Annotated in this window: 1 protein-coding gene; it reads right to left on the bottom strand. The window is 47.0% G+C overall.

Annotated features, from left to right (window positions below; all coding sequences use genetic code 11):
- Nucleotides 1–585 (bottom strand): T7SS effector LXG polymorphic toxin (locus O3616_RS10100; RefSeq protein ID WP_371638797.1); only part of this gene is annotated, 585 nt, incomplete at both ends.

The raw sequence follows: 585 nt of genomic DNA, 5'->3' as shown, positions 1-585 counted from the left end.
CTCTTGAGGAAGCGGTAGATTTCGTGTTCCCTCAACGACATCTCCCCACCAGGAACCAATCCCATTCGAGCGATCCTTCAGCCAGGCTTGGATGGGGTGATGACGGCGATAAGAAGCTTCTCGCTCAGCGGCTTCTTGTTCTGCCTTGCGTTTAGCAACCTCAATCGCTTCTGCCTTGGCTTTCGCATACTGCTGATCCATCTCATAAATCGCTTTACCGAGGTCGTCATGGGCCACAAAGTTAGTTAAAACAGGATCACTATAACTCAGAGTCTTCACTCGTCCCGCAGCCGCCATCTGGCTACTTAAAGCACTAAAAAGTTGTTCGGTACTGCTGGTTGTTGTCATCTTATCAAAGGCATTTACCTTATTTTTCGTATCCTGAACATACTTCCGGGCTGTTTGGGTATTGGTATAGAAGGTGCTGCTTAAGGGAGCACTCAGACGATAGAGACTCGAAATACCATCATAGATACTCTTGAAATTGGTATCCATCACCTTATGTTTCTCATCCGCTTCATTTAGCTTCTTGACCGCATCATCCAAAGTTTCTTCTGCTAGAACTGCTGTTGCGGAGGTTTCGCC

Origin of the sequence: Streptococcus sp. 27098_8_86 (assembly GCF_041432595.1) — a bacterium.
Taxonomy (GTDB): Bacteria; Bacillota; Bacilli; order Lactobacillales; family Streptococcaceae; genus Streptococcus; species Streptococcus pneumoniae_F.
This window is presented reverse-complemented; position numbering and strand designations above follow the sequence as displayed.